We start from the raw sequence: 314 nt of genomic DNA on the forward strand, positions 1-314 counted from the left end.
GTAGTGATAACTTCCCAACAAGACAAGACATCAACAAGGCCTGTATCTCTAACCAAACCCCATTAGTGTCCGGTGCAGCGATAGGCTGGGACGGCCAAGTTGCTTACTTTGATGGGCAACATCAGAGTGCTTGTTATCACTGCCTATATCCGTTCAGTAAGTCCAATCAAGCCACAAAATGCAGCGATACCGGTGTCATGGGACCGAGTGTAAACATGATAGGCAGTCTTCAATCTATGCTCGCATTAAGAGCGATCATAGAGCCTGAAACACTGAATACCGGCGAATTGATTGTGTTTAACGGACGAGAGATG

General features: G+C 46.5%; 1 protein-coding gene. It reads left to right on the top strand.

The window, feature by feature from the left end; genetic code table 11:
- Positions 1-314, top strand: a 314-nt coding sequence (locus tag AB4585_RS27480) for a ThiF family adenylyltransferase (protein ID WP_372171918.1), incomplete at both ends; no start/stop codon positions are given.

The organism is Vibrio sp. 10N.222.49.C9 (assembly GCF_041474985.1).
Lineage (GTDB): Bacteria > Pseudomonadota > Gammaproteobacteria > Enterobacterales > Vibrionaceae > Vibrio > Vibrio crassostreae_C.